Source organism: Alphaproteobacteria bacterium, assembly GCA_019695395.1.
In the GTDB taxonomy this organism is placed as follows: Bacteria; Pseudomonadota; Alphaproteobacteria; order JAEUKQ01; family JAIBAD01; genus JAIBAD01.
The window spans coordinates 1-18,048 of the sequence record JAIBAD010000038.1; the positions used below are offsets into that span (position 1 = coordinate 1).

Consider the following 18,048-nt stretch of genomic DNA (forward strand, 5'->3'; position numbering starts at 1 on the left):
TTATGGTACCGCAGGGTGGATTTCACCGGGTATTTTAAAAGATGGACAAGTTCATGCTGTTTGGTCATATCCAAGGCAAAAAAATAATTGGAAAATAAAAATAAAACCCTTTTATTCTTTTACTAAAAAAGAATTTAAAATTATTGAGAAAAAAATATCGTATCTTCTTGGTGATGGAAAGGTAACTTCATTTCAAATTGGTTGTTGATGCTAAATTTGATTAAAAATTTTATTATATTTATGACCGAATCAGTAGATATTTATTTGATGATTTTTTAGAAAAACTACGACAAAAATATTCCTTATGTATGAATTATACTAATTTGATATATGAAATTATTTTATAGTTGAGCATTATAAGGTAGTGAATCAGGGCTTGACATATGCTCTAACTTGGAAGCAAGAATATATCAAAAGCGGTCTTGTTTATTTTAAATATTTAAAAGGATTTTTACATTGCCTATCCCTTGTCCAACCTTAAAAAAGATTATACGTCGTGGTACCCTGCGTGCGGGGGTAAGCCAAGGTATTAGGCCTTTATCCTACAAAGATAATTTAGGTATATGGCGTGGTTTTGATGTAGATTTTGCCCAAGCAGTTGCGGCTGCAACATTAGGAGATAAAGGATTAGTAGAATTTATACCTTTGGCCCCACAAGATCGGTTTACTTCCTTAGCAAAAGGAGATGTTGATATTTTAACGGCTAACGCAACAGGGACATTATCGCGTGATATTGAACTTGGTATTACCTTTGTTGGTGTTATTTATTATGATAGTGAAGGTTTTTTATCACCAAAAAAATTAAAAATTAACAATATTTTAGAAATAGATGAACCAAGATTTGCTATTCAAGCAGGGACGACAACAGCACAAAATTTATCTGATTTTTTCAGCAGTAGACAACGGGGATTTTCTGTCCGTAGCTTTGCCACACCTGAAGAAGCCATGAAAGAATATCTTTCTGGTCAATATCATGCCTATGTTCTTGATAGGACAGCTCTTGCTGCTGAGCGAAATCAATTATCATCACCAGATGACCATATCATTTTACCCGACATGATTTCTAAAGAACCTATGGGACCTTTTGTGGCCGAAGGCGATGAAAAATGGTGGAAAATTGTCAGATGGGTTTTTTATGCTTTAATAATGTTAGAAGAGGTTGGGGTATCCTCCTCAACAATTCAAAGTGATACAGTCCATCAAACTATTGTAGCACGGATCCAAAATAAAATTATGGAAGCAACTAATGTGATGACATTACCCGAAGATTGGATTAGCCAAATAGCCTTGCAAACAGGCAATTATGGCGAATTGTTTGATAGACATTTTGGTGTTTTATCGGAATTAAAATTGCCCCGTGCCCTTAATGATTTGTGGAGCAGAGGTGGGTTAATTTATGCCCCACCTTTTAATTAATATTAATAAGTTAAAGGACTAAGAGAAAAAGATTCTGGTCTATGTCTTATATTGCTATTATTACCACTATTTGCCGTAGTTTTAAAAATTGGATCTTTATTAATTTCGTCTGCAATCCAACGGCGGAAAGCTTGAAGCGTAATTTTATGATCTTTGGTTTGAGGGTAAACAAGATAATAAGAATTATCCGAAAAAATTTCGACATCAAATAATCTCATAAGTTTACCTTGTTTTATGTCGTCCGCAACCAGGGCAGTACGACCAAGCGCAACACCTTGGGAGTCAATCGCAGCTTGTAAGGCTAAATTGGAATGGGTAAAATAAAGGTTCTTGGTTGGTTTAATGGGAAGATAACTTGCCCTTTGAAGCCAAATAGCCCAATCAGGTCCTTCGGGGAAAAGATTTCTTCCTTCATCATGTAATAATGTTACTTTTTCAAGATCAGAAAAAGATTTCACATGATTCTCTTCTAAAAATTTTGGGCTGCACACAGCAAAAACCTGCTCTCTTCGTAAGAGTTCAGAGATTAAATTCGGATAAACCCCAGCGCCATATCTTATCGCCACATCAATTCGGTCTGATGTAAAATTACATAAACTATCCTTAGCTTCAACACGTATATCAATATCAGGATATTGGGTGCGGAATGATTGAAGATGGGGGAGAAGCCATTTAACAGAAAAAGTGAAGAAAACGCTGACATTCAAAGAGCGGCTGGTACTACCTGAACGTATTTTATCAACTGATTCGTGAAGAATATCAAAGGCCTTATGCATTGAATCAGCTAAGACTTCCCCTTCGGGGCTAAGTAAAAGTTTTGTCTTATCGCGAATAAAAAGTTGTACCCCAAGAAATGTTTCAAGAGCTTTAATTTGATGACTAACAGCACTCTGACTAATGCCTAATTCTACAGCAGCCTTAGTAAAACTAAGAGATTTCGAACTAATTTCGAAAACTCTAAGGGCCGAAAGGGAAGGAAGTTGTTTAGAAGAAAATTCCATGAATTTAGCTCATATTAATGATTAGATGTTTGAATTTGTTAAGTACAAAAAAGCGCCATATAATTCTGTACGATTAATGAATAAAGGGGGCACGTATTTTATGAAATTTACTCACGTAACTAATTTAAATTATATGTCCAAACAACCAAATCATTTTTTAGCGTATATCCAGTCAAAATAGAGGGAAAAACAATGACTTTTATACTTATCACTCAATATAAATCCAAAATTCTTGTTATGCAAGGAATATAATGTTTACTCATCAAAAAAAATCAATTGGTGCAATCCAATTAATTCTTGCAATGATTCTGTCCGGGACGGTAGGAATCTTTGCAACCGAAGCGCAATCCATCGTACAGACCAGCTTTAATGTTGTGTTTTTTCGATGTCTTTTTGGGGTTATTTTTATGGCAACGTTTTGCGTACTACGTGGCTATTTTAAAGATACTGGTTTAGACAAAAGGAAATTGATCCTCATTTTACTAGGGGGTGCTTGTATTGTTTTTAACTGGGTCTTACTTTTTAAATCATTTGATCTGATTACGAAAAGTGGGGCAGGTACGGGCGGCATAACATTGGGGACGGTCGTGTACCATACCCAACCTTTTTATGTTGTCTTACTTGGAGCTTTCTTTTTTAAAGAAACCATTACAATGAATAAAATTGGTTGGATTATAGCAGCCTTTATTGGGGTTGTTCTGGTCACAGATATTATTAAATTTTCAACTTCAAGTTTTGATTTTAATGAAAGTTATTTTCAAGGAATAATTTGTTCTCTAGTTGCGGCATTTCTTTATGGATGTTCGACAATTATAGGCAAAGGATTAAAAGGAGTTAGACCTCATATTACGACATTGATCCAAGTAACTTTAGGATCAATACTTCTTTTTCCCTTTGTTACATTTGACCTAGTTCCCATGACCATAGATAAACATTGGCTTTATTTAGGTGGTATGGGGCTCATCCATACATGCATTATGTATGTGTTGATGTATTCAGCCTATCCTAAACTACCAACACCTTTAATTGCGGTTTTATCTTTTATTTATCCGGTGATGGCGGTTTTCTTTGATTATTTAATTTATGGCCATACAATTCATTGGCTTCAAGGATTAGGAATTGCCTTAATTATTTTAGGAGGTTTAGGTGTCAATTTAAATTGGTCACTGAAACCTTCATTTTCTAAAGTTAAAAATTTTGCCTAGGGAGATTTAAACATGACTATGAATAATATTATATCTACTTTTTCCAATGAATTTATATCAAACAATCCTGTATCCATGGGGTTATATCACTCTTTTGATACTAAAACCCATTCCAGCAAACCTAAAATTATTTTAGGTGTTGCAGAAAGTGATGCGCATATTGTTGCAAATCATTTAATTGCAATTTATTTACGTGATTGTGGATTTGATGTAGTCAATTTAGGCGCATGTACACCTGTTCAAGATTTTATGGATGCGTATATGGAAAATTCTTCCGCTATAGCTATTGTAATTGGTAGTCTTAATGGACATGCTGCAGAGGATCTTCAAGAATTAGAAAGTTTGAAAAAGAAATACAATGTAAATTGTCCAATTATTTTAGGGGGTAATTTATCAGTTGGAAGTGAAAAGGAGAAAAATTTACATTCTAATCTTAAAAAACTTGGTGTTGATATTATTCTTGAAACACCTGATCAGCTGCTAACTGTTCTTAGAACCTTAATTGATCAATCTCAAATCCAAAACCAGGAATATCTCTATGCATAACCCTTATACAAAAAATGTACTTAACCCTATCAATATTGCAATTGTTGGAGCAACGGGTGCCGTTGGTACGACACTTATCTCTTTGTTTGAAGAAAGAAATTTTTATTACGATAATCTTTATCTTGTGGCGTCAGCAAAATCTAAAGGTAAACATTTAAAAGTTAAAAATGTAGATTATCCTATCCATGATTTGGCTGAATTTGATTTTGGGCAAGTTAATCTTGCTTTCTTTTCAGCAGGGACTGGCATTAGCCAAGAATGGGTAAAAAAAGCAACGGATAAAGGTGTAATTGTTATTGATAACACAAATGCTTTTAGAATGGACCATCAAACCCCATTAGTTGTACCCCAAGTTAACGGGCATCTTCTTTATCAAAAGCCAAAATCTGGTGTTATTGCAAACCCAAATTGCTCAACAATACCTTTAGTTCGTTTGCTAAAACCAATTGATCAGTATTATAATCTTAAAAAGATTATTGTTAGTACCTATCAAGCAGCCTCGGGTCGGGGATTAAGTGGTATTAATGATTTGATAGAAAATACAGATAAAAGTTTACATAATAATGAAACTTTACCTTCATCAAAAAAGTTTTCAACAACATTAGCTTTTAATCTTATTCCCGATATTGATACAAGATTAGAAACTGGTTTTACGTTGGAAGAACAAAAAATGCGTCAAGAATCAAGAAAAATTATGGATAAGCCAGAACTTCTTGTAAGTGCAACTTGTGTACGTGTTCCTGTTGTTAATTGTCATTCTGAGGCAGTTTATTTTGAATGTGATCATCATTTGGATCAAAAAAATATTTTGACGATGCTTGCCAAACAACCTGAAGTAACTGTATATGAAGGGCAAGGGTTAGAGGGATATCCAACCCCACGTACTATAAATAATTTTGATCATGTTCATGTGGGACGTGTACGTGTGGATCCAGATAATCCTAAAGCTGGATGGTTATGGCTTGTTGCAGATAATCTGAGAATTGGTGCAGCTCTTAATGCGATTCAAATAGCTGAAATTTTTTTAGGAAAGGAGCAATATAATGTCAATGCATGTGCTTAAATTTGGTGGATCAACATTCACCGATACAGAAGATTTTTTTAAGATTGCTTATTTTTTGCGAAACCGGCTTCAAACGGATAGTAAAAAATTGGTCGTCGTCGTCAGTGCTATGTCAGGATTGACAGAACAAATGCGCGAACTTGCTTTAAGTGTTAATCCTAACATTTCGCCCGAAGCCGTAGATTCATTTCTGCCGCTTGCTGATACGATGGGTGCAAATCTTTTGCGTATAGCATTAGAAGCTTGTGGTGTTAGTGTTTCTGTTTTAACAGGGTATCAAATCAATATCTTAACAGATAGTCATTTTTCAAGAGCACGTCTCAGATCATTTAGCAGCCACGCTATGTTAGATACTTTTGTTGAAAAAGATGTTGTTATTGTACCAGGTGGCCAAGCAACTGATATTAAGAATAGACCAACATGGCTAGGTAAAAATAGTTCTGATTTAACAGCGATTATTTTAGCTGTTGCTCTAGGATTGCCAAAATGTGAAATCTATTCAGATGTAGCTGGTATTTATAGTGCAGATCCTAATCTTATTGATAATACCAGACTTCTTCCCTCAGTACCTTTTGAATCAGTTTTGGAAATGTCTTTATCAGGTGCAAAAGTTATGCATCACCGTGCCATTAGTTTTGCGCAACAACATGGTGTTGATATTGTATGTCATTTAAATCATAGTGACTATCATATTGGTACCTCTATTGGAAAAGGCACACCAGTTAAAGCTGTTATTGTAGATCAACGCTCTGTTGTTTTATCATTTGAAAATGAAGAACAAGCTTTAAATGCAATGGAATTCTTAAAAGAAGATAATGTTCCAATTGTTATACCAGATGCAAATAAACCTCATATAATTGTTGTAACATGTGGCTTTTTTGATGTTAAAAAATTCTTACATCAAAAAGGTGTTTCGGTTAATATTGAACCTGGCAAGTTATTAACGAAATTTACTGAAGAAAATGGTATAGAAAGATTTATTGTGCCTGATGATAAATTAATAGAAATTGGCCAGCAAATACATAATCAACTTTATGAATTACAAGAAGAACCTGAAAATAATTCCAGAGTTAATAATTCAGAAGAGCAAAAAAAACGTTATGCTAAGGAATTTTTCTCTTTATATCCGAATAAAAAATCTATTCATTCTGAAAGTTAATTTTCATGAGTATATAAATAAAAATTTATATTAAAATACTAAGGGTATAATAATGATAAATGACCCCAAAGATGAATTAGATTCTGGTCTTTTAGAACGCTATTTATTGCCGTCACGTCAGCAGACCATTCATTATATTCAAAATCTTAAAAAACCAACCGTACATCAACTTTTATTTGAAGCGGATAAAGAAAATAATCTTCTTTTACAGCCACGCTGTGGTGTTGGCGAACATGCTAAAATGCTTTCACTTTTACAGAATTTGGAAAATAAAGCACATCCGAATATTTTGTCTTTGACAATTGATGCGCATACAAGATTAGCAAAGTTCGATAAAGCCACACACATCCTGAAAGAAGCACCCGATCATCTTAATGGTTACCCTTTGGTAAGTCATGGTTGGAAGTTAGGACAAGAGATTAATCAAGCTATTAAGGTACCTCTTGAGATACGACATGGCTCACCTGATGCAAGATTGCTTTTTGAAATGGCAATAGCTTCTGGAATTACATCGTTTGAAGGTGGTGGGATATGTTATAATTTACCATATTGTAAAGAAATACCTTTGTCCCATTCTTTAGATGCGTGGCGTTACGTTGATCAATTATGTGGTGTTTTAGCGCAAGAAAATATTATTGTTGATCGAGAATTATTTGGTACATTAACAGCAGTTTTAATGCCACCTTCAATAAGTCTGGCAATTACCATGCTTGAAGGAATGTTGGCAGCGGCACAAGGGGTGCGTTGTTTGTCTATAGCATGCTGTCAAACGGGCCATTTTATCCAAGATATTGCAACTTTGAAAGCTATACGGACATTAAGCAAAAAATTTATTAGTAATCAGGTTGATGTTTTTCCAGTATTTCATGAATATATGGGACCTTTTCCTAAAGAAAGATTTGAAGCAGAAGCATTAATTTTTTATGGTGCTTTAACTGCAGTGAAAGGAAAAGCTACAAAGTTAATTACGAAAACATATGAAGAAGCTCTTGGTATTCCAAGTGTTGACGCAAATATTGCAGGAATATGGACAGCAAGAATGGCTTCAAGCAATATATTTGATTTTATTGTAATTGAACAAGAAGCAGTTGAAGAAGAAGAATTTTGGATTATACGTGAAACAGAAGAAATTTTAGAACCTATTTTACAACATGAAAATATGTATCAAGCAATTACCGATGGGTTTGCCCAAGGTACATTAGATATACCTTTTAGTGCAAGCCGTTATGCTCATTCAAATATTTTACCTATGCGCGATCAATCGGGCGCAATACGTTACCACCGTTTTGGTAATTTGAAACTTAGTGATACAACCAAGAGACGTAATACAAAATTATTACAAGATTCTTTGTTGCATAAAGCCAATAATAGTCTATTTACAAAAATTGAAGGAGATATACTTTATTTTTCAAAGCCAGCGTATAAAAAACACATTCAATCTGAACAATCCTTGTATGAAAAATACAGTAACTTATAAATTATAAAATATAGGAAAAAAAATGAATATAATAACCTTACCTGATGATACAAAAAAATTATTACTTTCAACTTTGATGAAGTTACCTTCTCCTTACAAAGATTTGGAGAATTTTTTATTAGATATTTATCCAATTTTTGCTAATTTACCAAAAGGTATTTTAAAAGAAATTTTTCATTTTGCACGATTTCCAGATAGCGATGGGGTAATATTATTAAAAAATTTTCCAGTTGATAGCACATTACCCCCAACACCTATGGATGGATATCCCAGTATGATGAAACAAACCTTTGTAACAGAGGCGTGTCTTTTGGGTTTATCCCAAATTGTGGGAGAGCCATTGGGATATAAAAGTGAAAAATCTGGTCAAGTTATTCATGATGTGGTTCCGGTTGAACAAGGTGGATATACCCAGTCTAATCAAGGATATAAAGTATTTTTAAATTTTCATAATGATGCTGTTTATGATGACAGTGGTTTTTATCATGTAAGTAATCCTGATTTTCTTATTTTATTTTGTGTTAAATCTGATCCAAAAGGGGAAGCTTACACTTATTATGCTGATGCACGCGATATTTGTAATAAATTAACTGAACATGATAAGATTATTTTAAGATCACCTTTATTTAAAATGAATGCACCTAGCACATACAGCCGGGAACAAGTAAGTGGCCAAGTTGTTTATTCTAAAGATTTACCCATTATATCTGGTTCTGAACAATATCCAGAAATTTCTATTGCTGCAAATGGGGTTAAGCCTTTAACAAATGAAGCAGAAAAAGCTTTTGAACATTTAAAAGAAATATGTGGACGTTCTGATGTATCACGTAAAGTACATTTGCAACCAGGAGAAGTATTATTATTAAATAACCGCAAGGGTGTACATGCACGCACAGAATATACGGCAACCTTTGATGGACATGATCGTTGGCTGCAAAGAACTTATATTCGTCATTCTATATGGGATATAAGATATAGATGGACTGGCCAAAATAGGGTACATTGAAATAAATTACCTCCTAAGCATAAAAATTTATACTTAGGGGGTAAAGAGTAATAAAATTTTTATGATTAATAATATAAATTATTGAAATAAGATATTAATCTTAAGTCACATTATGATTAAGGCTGTGGATGGGGTGAAGGTTGTGGGTCAGGTGAGGGTAAATTTTTAGGTCCCTTATAATCAAGTGCAGGTATAGTTATTAAGCGATCTCTTTCTTTTGTACGGACTGACATACCTTTTTCATCTACATCATTTGTTGAAAAATCATTAGCTAATGGATTGTATTCCGATGAATTAGAATTGTTAAAAGGACCAATTTTTTGGGAATTACGATTGTATCCCATTACTTTATCCACAGTGCTTAAAATTTCTTTAATTAAATCGGGGTCTGTGGGTGGTTTAGGTGTATCAATAATAACGCTGCCATCAGCTCTGACAGTAACTAAAACAGGCCTACCTTTTACGTTATTTAAACTATAAGTTGTATCACCTGTTTTACGGTTAACGCTTTTTATATCTCCATTCCGATAGCCTATTATATCTTTTTCATCGGAACTATTTTTTTGAACAATATCGCTTCCTTTACCTAAAAGCTCTTGTCCTGCATCGTTAAATGCTTTTGCTGTGGGTCCACTAGGAATTATGGCACCGATTCCACTTTTTTGCGCCTCTAAACTATAAAAAGCCTTTTCCCCATCTTCATAATAACGTGTAACAAAACCATCCCCCATATCTATATCACGTTGGTTTGGGTTGAGAGCGTACTGTTTTGCACTTTTTAAGGATTTAATTTTTTGAAAGGCTATATATAAACATGATGCTGCATAGTATTGACCGGGTAAGCACGAAGCTTTGGTGGATACTATTTCACTTTGTTGATCTGGTGTTTGTGCATATACCCACGGTGTATTTATTGAAAAGATAATAAGCATCAATAAATACATTATTGATTTGTATTTGTTAGTTTGAATTATATTTTTTATAAATAAAATACTCATACAAATTTCTACAAAGAAAACTAATATAATATTTTTTGAATAATTAATAATTAAAATATAAAAATATTATACATGGAATCTTATAAATTGTAAGATAATAATGAACAAAAATGATTAAAATCTCATTAATTTTCTAAAATAATCTGAATTATCGTAATTTTATACAAGAATTATAATAATAATACAATAAATTAATCCCCCTCCAAAGAGAGGGGGATTTAATAAACAACCTTATGAAACAAATTATTGTAATATTATTTTATTTCAGGTGGGTTTTTATTAGGCTCATGTGGTTGTTTGGCTTTTTCGCTTCTTTTTTCGCTCATATTTTTATCATCATTATAAGTGTGATCAGGTACTAAACTGTTTGTCTCTGGATTACCTGGACGTGGAAAATTACCAACAAGTGTATTAAGTTCACGGCCAAACCCAGCACCTTCAGTAATTTCGTCAACTATCTTTTTAACGAAAGCTGGATCAACAGGTTTTTTTGTTGTTTCAATTGTGACAGATCCATTTGGAGCGACAGATACTTTAATCTGGCCTCCCTTGCCATCATTAGCAACATAAATAGTATCACCAGTTTTGATATCTACAGATTTTACATCAAAATTAGCATAAAAATCAACTTTGCGGCCTGCTAATACAACGCTAATTTTTGGTGCTTTACCTTGACCTATGTTTTTATCCATAACGGCTTTTGTAGTTTGAGCACCACGTGTACCAGCGTTAAAGGCACCTTTTAATTCACCTTTACCAGGTTGGGTTGAATAGGTAAGACTTCCATCTTTTTCAAATGTTCTTACTTGCATACCGCCAGAAAGGCTGTCTGTATATCTTGTATAAAGTTTTCCACGGGTTTGTTGGTCAAGTTTTTTTCCAGGATAATCGGCAGCAAAAGGTGGTTGTTGATTTTCAACAGATGCACCACAAGCAGCAGCTGGATCAGTCGCATAAATACAACTATTAACATCTTGTGCAAATGCAGTTTGGGTAATTATGGTAGCTGCAAAACCATAAATAAGGGTTTTAGACAGATTGAACATGGGTATAACCTTTAATATAAAAAATTTGGTGGATAAATATTATAGCTAAAATTTTTCAGCTATTTAATGTTTGTTATAATGACAAAAATTAATTTTATTATCAAATAAATTGATGGTTAATTTCTGTTAATGAATGTTAATAAATAGTTAATTCTATTAATATCATCAAAATAAACCTTTCTTATTTTTAGAGAAGGAAGATTTTATGAAATGACGATTATTTAAGATCCTTATTAACGCACATTAGCGGGTGTGTCTTTTTGCTTTTGTTTAGCTTCATTTCTTTTTTCACTAATACTTTTATCATCATTTAAAGTTCTATCCATAAAATATGTTTCTGATCTTTTTTGACTAAAAGGTCCAGCAAAACTATTAAGTTCACGTTCATAACCAGCACCTTCAGTAATCGCATCAACTATTTTTTTAACTAAAACTGGATCAAAAGGTTTATTGGTTGTGTTAATAGTGACTTCCCCGGTATTAGACACATATATTGTGATTGTACCTCCTTTACCATCATAAATACGATAACTGACCTGATCAATTTTGGTTTTTGTACTGTCAGTATAATTAATATTTTTTATATCACCGTTTTTATAGGTAATTCTTTCCGAATTCGGTCCTGATATGACTGAACTTACTGTCTTATCCCCACCTACCATAGTATCGATTGTAGCATGAGCTACATTCGCACTTTGACTTTTAGGTGGAAAATTACCTGATAAAAAAGACTTACCAGTCTCGGTTGAATAGGTAAGAATGCCCCCATCATCAAAAGTTCGAGTTATTATGTTGCCAGATATATTATCGATAAATTTTTTTGAAACTTTTCCTTGGATTTGCTGATCAAACTGTTTGCCTAAAAATTCACAATAGAGTGCTGTGGAACCTGAGGTACAAAAATCATTTGCGGCGAAAGCTGTTTGACTAATTAAACCTATAATCCCACAAATAGCTAGTTTAAATAAATTAAGCATCGGATTACCTTTATAATATAAAATATTTGATAATAAAAAATATTTATTAATAATTTTTAATTATAAAACATTAAAATGAATATATTAACAAAGTGTTAATTTTTTTCAAAAAGAAACCTTTCTTCTTTTAGAAAAGAAAGGTTTCTTTAAGTAAATGATAGTTGGATTATTAAAGAGGGCTTTTGGGATCTTTAGGTGGAGATTTAGCTTTTTCACTGGCTTTAGCAGCAAAACTTTTGTCATCACTTAAAGTTCTATCTGTCAGGTTATTTGTGGAACCATTTTTATTAAATGGACCAGCAAATGTACGAAGCTCAATATCATAACCAGCTTTCCCAGTAATTTCATCAACAACCTTTGCAACAAAAGCTGGATCAAGAGGTCCCTTAGTCGTTGTAATGGAAACTTGACCATAATTATCAACAACAACTTTTATCTGACCACCTTTACCATCATTAATTGTATATTCAGTTTCCAAGACAGTAGTTTTTTTATTATCTGTATAAGTTATTGTTTTAGTATCACCATTTTTATAATTAATTGTATCGTAAGTAGCGCCTCTTCCAGGCATGTTTGTGGCTTTATTTCCACCTACAATGTTTTCAGCAACACCTTTCGCAACTTTAGCGCTACTAGTACCGGCATTAAAATTTCCTGACAAAACCCCTTTACCTGGCTGGGCTGAATAGGCGAGCCCACCTTCATTACCATAGGTTCTAGTATTTAAACCTGCAAAAAAACCATCGGTAAATTTAATGGTTACTTTACCACGTTTTTGTTGATCAAATTGCCTGCTGCATTCATTAGCAAGATTTTCACCATAACAACTTGAGGATGAAGATTGGGCATGAGAGGTATTTATAAATACCATTTGGCTTAAAATAATGGTTATAAAACCATAGTTAAATAATCTTAACGACATTTTACTTTTATCCTTTATGAAAATTATATTAAAAATTTAATGAATTATAGTAGATGTACAAACATCTTTAATATCAAATAAGGCCTATATAAATATAAATTAGGCTATATAAATATAGAATTTTGAATGTTGTGGATCAAATAAATAAATGGTTAATTTTCATTAATCTTTATTAATAAATTGTTAATAAAAAATCCTTATTCCTTGAATAAGGATTTTCTATTTAACAAGGAAATCAGATTCTTTATTTTTTCTGTGGCGCTGGTATTGGGCTAGGTGCTGCATCAGGAATTGTGATAGTTTCATTTCTTTTTACAGAAGAACTAACTTCATCATTTGATGCATCATGGTCCCACCATCCATTATCTAAGGCATTTACCTCACGCCAAGTAAAGGGACTGTCATAAATAATATAGCCTTGATTAATGGCCCTTGTTTGTAACTGGGTAATTTCAGGGCTAGGATATCTAATAAAGACTTTGTTTGGGACTTTTTCACTTGGAAGAGGGCGATTATCAACATTTTGATTTAAGCTACTATTGTAGGAGTTTTTATTTGAATCATATTCTTCCTCACATGTAACATCTGTTCTGGTTGAACAGTTATTGGCAGGGATATTTGATACATTTCCCGGAATACCCGCGGGAATAGTAGTTAAAACATTTGATTGCGCCATAACTGGATTAGATGCTGTTATAAATACAGCAGCCGATCCATAAAGTAACGTTTTATATAAAATTCGCATGATATACATCCTTTTGTTATTATTGTTGGTTTTAAAGGACATTTTAAAATTCTAGTTAATTTTAATGCCTTAACTTTAAGGATGGAGCGATATACATAAAAAATCGATGATGAGTGACCAAGAATTTTATCATTTTATTAAAAAATATAAGGATCGTATTATTAATATACTGTCTTATATAAAACATATATGTGTTTATTTAAAATTTTATTAAAATTTTAATTTAATTTAAAATTTGCTAAATTTTATATCTTGTTTTAGAATGATTTTTAATCTTTAAATAATTTAGAATAAAATATTAATGGTAGAAAATTTTTCTTTTGCGCTTGCCCAGATTAATCCAAAAGTTGGAGATATAAAAGGTAATGCATCTTTAATTAATGATTATTATCAACGGGCATTAAAAGCTAAAGCAGATCTTGTTATTTTTCCAGAACTAGCCTTAATAGGCTATCCACCTGAAGATTTAATTTTTCAACCTAACCTCCAGCAAGATTGTTATTTTGCTTTACAAAAATTATCAAACCAGACACTTAATAAATCTTGTGCTATTTTGCTTGGCGCCCCCTGGTTTGAAGAAGGTAATATTTATAATTCTGCAATTTTTATGTCGAGTGGTCATATTCAAAATATTATACGCAAAGTTGTATTACCTAATTATGGGATATTTGATGATAAAAGATTATTTCAATCAGGAAACTTTCCATCCCCAATAAATTATAAGGGAATTAATTTGGGTGTTATGGTATGTGAAGATATTTGGTCCATTGAACCTGCAAAAAAATTGAAAGAGCAAGATGCAGATATTTTAATTGTTAGTAATGCAAGCCCTTTTGACTTAGGTAAAAAAAAATTAAGATTAAATGAAACTAAAAAACGTGTTGTAGAAACAAGTTTACCTTTAATTTATGTCAATCAAATTGGAGGGCAAGATGATATTGTTTTTGATGGCGGTTCTTTTGTTTTAGATAAAAATGGTGACTCTGTTTTACACATGACATCTTTTAATGAAGAAATAACTATCCAAAAATGGAATATAGAAAAAAAACATTGGGTATTGGAAAAAAAAATTATCAATCCAAGATTGTTATTAGATAATGTTTTTGAAGAAGAAATTTATCAAGCTTTAGTTTTGGGATTAAAAGATTATATTCAAAAAAATAACTTTTCATCAGTTCTTTTGGGATTAAGTGGGGGTATAGATTCAGCCCTCACTGCAGCCATTGCGGTAGATGCTCTTGGTTCTCAATCTGTACATTCAATCTTCTTACCATCACCTTATACCAGTCAACAAAGTTTCATTGATGCTAAAGATTGTGCAGATAATTTAGGAATTGATTTTCAAATTTTACCAATTGAACCAGGGATGAGAGCTATTGATCAAATTTTGCATCCCGTGTTGGATCAAGAAAATGGTATAGATATTACCCATGAAAATATCCAAAGCCGATTACGCGGATTAATTTTGATGGCCCTTAGTAATAAAACAAAATCACTTGTCTTAACAACAGGTAATAAATCAGAAATGGCCGTAGGTTATGCCACACTTTATGGCGATATGTGTGGAGCATTTAATGTATTAAAAGATGTGTATAAAACTATGGTTTATCGTTTGGTGGAATGGCGAAATACAAATAAACCTGATAATTTTAAAGGACCAAAAAAACAAATTATTAACTCTTCTATTTTACATAAGGCGCCCACCGCTGAACTTCGTCCTAATCAAAAAGATCAAGATAGCTTACCGCCTTATGACCAGCTTGATGATATTTTACATTGTATTATTGAGTTAAATATGACATGGCAAGATATTGTAAAAAAAGGTCATAGTAAAAAAATTGTACAAAAAGTATGGTATTTGTTAGATCGTGCTGAATATAAAAGACGTCAATCTGCACCTGGTGTTAAAATAACACCTCTTGCTTTTGGTCGTGACAGGCGTTATCCCATAACTAATGGTTATAAGATTTTCGGGGAATAAAAATGATTAGGGTACGTTTTGCGCCAAGTCCAACAGGAAGATTGCATATTGGTAATATTTTTCTGGCCTTAAATAACAAACTTTTTGCTTTGGCTCATCAAGGTCAATTTCTTCTAAGATTAGATGATACAGATCGCGAAAGATCAAAAGTTGAATATGAAAATGGTTTAAAAGAGGATTTAACTTGGTTGGGATTATCTTGGGATCATTACGCGCGTCAATCAGAACGGGATGATCTATATCACGCTGCAGTCAAAAAACTTCAAGCATCAGCAAGATTATATCCTTGTTATGAAACAGCAGAAGAACTTGATCTTAAAAGAAAAATACAAAGGCAACGTGGATTACCCCCTGTTTATGATCGGGCTGCTTTAAACTTAACCCAAAGCGAGCGTGACAATTTCGAGCAGCAAGGTCGAAAACCCCATTGGCGTTTTAAACTTGACCCCATTGATGTGACTTGGGATGACCTTGTGCGCGGTCCCCAACATGTAAATGAAGCAAGCCAAAGTGACCCTATACTTGTTCGTGAAGATGGAAGTTATCTCTACACATTGCCTTCTGTGGTTGATGATATTGATTTATCGATTACCCATGTTATTCGTGGCAGTGATCATGTAACCAATACAGCAACACAAATCCAACTTTTTCAGGCTTTGGGTGCACAACCACCATCTTTTGCTCATCTACCTTTACTTGTTAATGCGGATGGGGAAGGTTTATCAAAAAGATTAGGCAGTTTGTCTATCCAACAATTACGGGATGCTGGGGTTGAACCTGCAGCTATAAGAAGTTATTTAGCCCATATTGGGACAGGGGATCCTATTGTTATTCATTATACCTTTGCTGATTTAATTAAGGGGTTTGATTTGAAAAAATTTGGCAAAGCATCACCCAGATTTGACGAAGACGAGCTTTGGCGTTTGAATGGCCAATATTTTCATGATTTAGATTATGATCTTATTAAAACAAAATTATCGAATGATCGTATTGATAAAAATTTATGGGATATTTTAAAAAAGAACGTTATTAATTTAAATGAAATTAAAGAATGGGTAGAAATTATTTATGGGTCAATAAATGTTGTCGATAATGGGGATAAAAATTTTGTGCGCCAAACAGTGGATCTTTTGCCGGATGAACCATGGGATACAAAAACCTGGGACATATGGATAAGTCATGTTAAAGAGAATACAGGTAAAAAAGGTAAAGATCTTTTTATGCCTTTAAGATTAGCTTTAACTGGGCGAACAGATGGACCTGAATTACGACATCTTTTACCTTTGATAGGTAGACAAAAAACTATTAAACGTTTGTGTCAATGATTAATATGGCGAATACTTTTTCCCTTAAATTTTTTAATACGTTAAGCCGGGTTAAAGAAGATTTTCATCCAATTGATCCTCATAATGTACGTATATATGTATGTGGTCCAACTGTTTATGATTATGCTCATATTGGCAATGCTAGACCTGTTGTTGTATTTGATACATTATTTCGACTTTTGCGGCATAAATATGGAATAAAAAATGTGACTTATGTGCGCAATATTACAGATATTGATGATAGAATTATCCAAATAGCCCAAAAAAATAACGAAGATATCAAAGACCTTACAACCCGCACAATTGATGCATATCATCAAGATATGTATGCGTTGAATGCTTTGTTGCCAACATTTGAACCCAAGGCAACAGATTATATAGACGCTATGATTGATATGATCCAGGGATTAATTGATAAAAAATATGCCTATGTTGCTGATGGGCATGTGCTTTTTCACGTACCTTCTATGGATGATTATGGTCAATTATCCCAAAGATCTTTAGATGAAATGATAGCAGGGGCAAGAGTAGAAATTGCATCCTATAAAAAACATCCGGCAGATTTTGTTTTATGGAAACCAAGCACAGATGATCAACCCGGGTGGGATAGCCCCTGGGTTCACGGACGCCCAGGTTGGCATATTGAATGTTCTGCGATGTCTGCATCATTATTGGGGGAAACTTTTGATATACATGGGGGGGGATTGGATTTAATTTTTCCCCATCATGAAAATGAGATTGCGCAAAGCCAATGTTATCATAAAGGAAAACCCTTGGCCAAATTTTGGATGCATAATGGCTTTGTCCAAGTTAATAATGAAAAAATGTCCAAATCTTTGGGCAATTTTTTTACAGTGCGCGATTTATTAGAAAAAGGTTTTGCAGGTGAAACAATACGTCTGGCTTTACTTTCTGGGCATTATCGCCAACCTATAGATATAACAGAAAAAACTCTTCATGATGCAAAATCACAACTTGATAGATTTTATTTAGCTTTACGTGATTGTCCTACAAATGATCTAAAGAACAAAAATATTAATATCGATAATATTTTTGAAGCATTAGGGGACGATTTAAATATACCCTTGGCTTTATCCCACTTACATGAAATGGTCACACAATTAAATAAAGAAAATAATTTAACAAAAAAATCTGAATTAAAAAATAAAATTTTATATAGT

At 33.1% G+C, this 18,048-nt stretch carries 17 protein-coding genes; 11 read left to right on the top strand and 6 right to left on the bottom strand.

Annotated elements, in window-relative coordinates; genetic code table 11:
• On the top strand, positions 1 to 208 hold a 208-nt coding region (locus K1X44_07050; protein ID MBX7147047.1), incomplete at its 5' end, for a hypothetical protein.
• Between the two features lie 248 nt (positions 209 to 456).
• On the top strand, positions 457 to 1,416 hold the full coding sequence (locus K1X44_07055; GenBank protein ID MBX7147048.1) for an amino acid ABC transporter substrate-binding protein: 960 nt from the start codon (positions 457 to 459) through the stop codon (positions 1,414 to 1,416).
• 2 nt (positions 1,417 to 1,418) lie between these two features.
• On the opposite strand, the gene gcvA is transcribed toward K1X44_07055, so the two are convergent.
• The gene (gene gcvA / locus K1X44_07060; protein MBX7147049.1) at positions 1,419 to 2,417 is read right to left on the bottom strand and encodes a transcriptional regulator GcvA; all 999 of its coding nucleotides are present in this window, start codon (positions 2,415 to 2,417) and stop codon (positions 1,419 to 1,421) included.
• Positions 2,418 to 2,668: 251 nt separating this feature from the next.
• Between gcvA and K1X44_07065 the strand changes: the two genes are divergently transcribed.
• The 6 genes from K1X44_07065 to K1X44_07090 all read left to right on the top strand — a co-directional run bounded on the left by K1X44_07065 (position 2,669) and on the right by K1X44_07090 (position 8,873).
• Positions 2,669 to 3,622 (top strand): DMT family transporter, encoded by a 954-nt coding sequence (locus K1X44_07065; GenBank protein MBX7147050.1) that lies wholly within the window; start codon positions 2,669 to 2,671, stop codon positions 3,620 to 3,622.
• 75 nt (positions 3,623 to 3,697) lie between these two features.
• Positions 3,698 to 4,168, top strand: a complete 471-nt coding sequence (locus tag K1X44_07070) for a cobalamin-dependent protein (GenBank protein ID MBX7147051.1) — start codon at positions 3,698 to 3,700, stop codon at positions 4,166 to 4,168.
• Positions 4,161 to 5,231 (top strand): aspartate-semialdehyde dehydrogenase, encoded by a 1,071-nt coding sequence (locus K1X44_07075; protein MBX7147052.1) that lies wholly within the window; start codon positions 4,161 to 4,163, stop codon positions 5,229 to 5,231. The genes K1X44_07070 and K1X44_07075 overlap by 8 nt, the downstream gene beginning before the upstream one ends.
• Complete coding sequence (locus K1X44_07080; protein MBX7147053.1) at positions 5,212 to 6,390, top strand: aspartate kinase; 1,179 nt, start codon at positions 5,212 to 5,214, stop codon at positions 6,388 to 6,390. Before K1X44_07075 ends, K1X44_07080 begins: the two co-directional genes overlap by 20 nt.
• A 52-nt stretch (positions 6,391 to 6,442) precedes the next feature.
• Positions 6,443 to 7,867, top strand: coding sequence for a methylaspartate mutase (locus K1X44_07085; protein MBX7147054.1), 1,425 nt, complete (start codon positions 6,443 to 6,445; stop codon positions 7,865 to 7,867).
• A gap of 22 nt (positions 7,868 to 7,889) precedes the next feature.
• A complete protein-coding gene (locus K1X44_07090) occupies positions 7,890 to 8,873 on the top strand; it encodes a TauD/TfdA family dioxygenase (GenBank protein ID MBX7147055.1) in 984 nt (327 codons plus the stop codon).
• Between the two features lie 116 nt (positions 8,874 to 8,989).
• Here K1X44_07090 and K1X44_07095 read toward each other — a convergent pair whose 3' ends face one another.
• From K1X44_07095 to K1X44_07115, 5 genes are all read right to left on the bottom strand, one after another.
• Positions 8,990 to 9,805 (bottom strand): hypothetical protein, encoded by an 816-nt coding sequence (locus K1X44_07095; GenBank protein MBX7147056.1) that lies wholly within the window; start codon positions 9,803 to 9,805, stop codon positions 8,990 to 8,992.
• A 320-nt stretch (positions 9,806 to 10,125) separates the two neighbouring features.
• Positions 10,126 to 10,917 carry a hypothetical protein gene (locus K1X44_07100; protein ID MBX7147057.1) on the bottom strand — a complete coding sequence of 264 codons (792 nt, stop codon included), beginning with the start codon at positions 10,915 to 10,917 and terminating at the stop codon, positions 10,126 to 10,128.
• Positions 10,918 to 11,150: 233 nt separating this feature from the next.
• Positions 11,151 to 11,894, bottom strand: a complete 744-nt coding sequence (locus K1X44_07105) for a hypothetical protein (protein ID MBX7147058.1) — start codon at positions 11,892 to 11,894, stop codon at positions 11,151 to 11,153.
• 169 nt (positions 11,895 to 12,063) lie between these two features.
• Positions 12,064 to 12,816 (bottom strand): hypothetical protein, encoded by a 753-nt coding sequence (locus tag K1X44_07110; GenBank protein ID MBX7147059.1) that lies wholly within the window; start codon positions 12,814 to 12,816, stop codon positions 12,064 to 12,066.
• A gap of 244 nt (positions 12,817 to 13,060) precedes the next feature.
• Positions 13,061 to 13,561 carry a hypothetical protein gene (locus tag K1X44_07115; GenBank protein ID MBX7147060.1) on the bottom strand — a complete coding sequence of 167 codons (501 nt, stop codon included), beginning with the start codon at positions 13,559 to 13,561 and terminating at the stop codon, positions 13,061 to 13,063.
• Positions 13,562 to 13,862: 301 nt separating this feature from the next.
• Here K1X44_07115 and K1X44_07120 point away from each other — a divergent pair, with 301 nt between their 5' ends.
• The 3 genes from K1X44_07120 to cysS all read left to right on the top strand — a co-directional run.
• A complete protein-coding gene (locus tag K1X44_07120) occupies positions 13,863 to 15,542 on the top strand; it encodes an NAD+ synthase (GenBank protein MBX7147061.1) in 1,680 nt (559 codons plus the stop codon).
• A gap of 2 nt (positions 15,543 to 15,544) precedes the next feature.
• The gene (gltX, locus tag K1X44_07125; protein ID MBX7147062.1) at positions 15,545 to 16,867 is read left to right on the top strand and encodes a glutamate--tRNA ligase; all 1,323 of its coding nucleotides are present in this window, start codon (positions 15,545 to 15,547) and stop codon (positions 16,865 to 16,867) included.
• A gap of 5 nt (positions 16,868 to 16,872) precedes the next feature.
• The coding region (cysS, locus tag K1X44_07130; protein ID MBX7147063.1) for a cysteine--tRNA ligase at positions 16,873 to 18,048 on the top strand (1,176 nt) is incomplete at its 3' end.